Raw genomic sequence first — 1,291 nt, forward strand, 5'->3', positions numbered from 1 at the left:
GGGTTATAGGACAAAACGTGTGTAAATTCCGGGCGCGTCATGATCGTCCGGCCCAGCCGGTGCGGTGCCATAGGCCTTCGTCGGGGCTGAGTCCGGTGCTGTAGAGATCTGGGCCGGGTTCCTGCTCCTGCAGGGTGTGGGTTGTTGTCTTGGCGGGTCGGTAGTGCTGGGTTTCGATGAGCTTGGCCGGCGGGCGGGGTTGCTCGCTGTGGAGGTAGAGGTACCACTCAATGGCCCGTTTTTGGTGGTCCTCGTTCATACCCCGGTGCGCTCTCAGGATCAGCCTCAGTTGCGCGTTCGTGCCTCCTTCGATCCTGTTGGTCGTCGAGGCGATATCCAGCCCGGTGTACTCGGCCTGCAGATAGGTGAAGAGCGTCCCGGCCCGGCCGAGTCGTTCCAGGAGCCGGTAGGCCTTGCGGAGTCTGTTGTGGGTGTACCACCAGGTTTGGTTGGCCCGGACCCATCCCGGAGCCATGGCCGTAGCGGTGCGGTAAGTGCGGGCCTTGACCAGATGCCCGTGTTCCTGATGCCAGTCGTTCAAGCCTGCCAGCCACGCTGCGGCTTCGGCGGGGGATTTGATCCTGGTCAGCGCCCGTCCCAGCCGCAGTAATGCTTTGCCCGCATCCGTTCGGGGCCGGCTGGTCAGGTAGGTGCGGACGTTGCGTTGGACGTGGACAAGACACCGTTGGACCGGCGGTTTCTGACCAGCATTCGGACAAGGCTGCGGCGATCCCCGAACCGCCGTCAGTGATCACCACGCGAGGGGCAGGGAACCGTTGCAGCAGCGCCGCCCACGCCGCCTTTTTCTCGGTGTCGCACCACTGCCAGCCAAGCACGTAATCACCGGCAACAGCGATCAGGCAGCACCACGTCCCGACAAAGATCCCATCGACCTGGATCTGGTCATGGACCTCCCCGGCCACGGGAATGCGCGGGGCGATGTTCCAGCACCAGGCCGTGCGCCGTCGGAAGGACCGGGCCGTGCCAAACATGGTGAACGAGGACTGGCCAGTACTGCCCAACAGCCAGCCAAGGAAAGCCTCCAGCTCAGCGCGACGGCTGACATCCGGACGTTCACCGGAACGGCTCGCGCCACAGTCCAGGCACCGGTAACGCTGTTTGCCCGCTGCCGTTTTCCCGTTCCGCACCAGCGTCTGGCCGCAGACCAAACATTTCCCAGATATGCAAGCACCCCAGCCACCCTAAGCTCCAAAAGCTTAGCTATCCCGGAATTCGCCCGCCAGCGCTGGGAAGCAGGCCCAACTCATACACACGTTTTGTCCTATAACCC

General features: G+C 63.4%; 1 protein-coding gene. It reads right to left on the bottom strand.

Annotated elements, in window-relative coordinates; all coding sequences use genetic code 11:
• Positions 1-37 precede the first annotated feature (37 nt).
• Entirely contained in the window at positions 38-541 is a 504-nt protein-coding gene (locus ACIPV6_RS23705; protein WP_400273242.1) for a hypothetical protein, read from the bottom strand.
• Positions 542-1,291 lie beyond the last annotated feature (750 nt).

Origin of the sequence: Paenarthrobacter sp. NPDC089988, assembly GCF_044748465.1 — a bacterium.
In the GTDB taxonomy this organism is placed as follows: domain Bacteria; phylum Actinomycetota; class Actinomycetes; order Actinomycetales; family Micrococcaceae; genus Arthrobacter.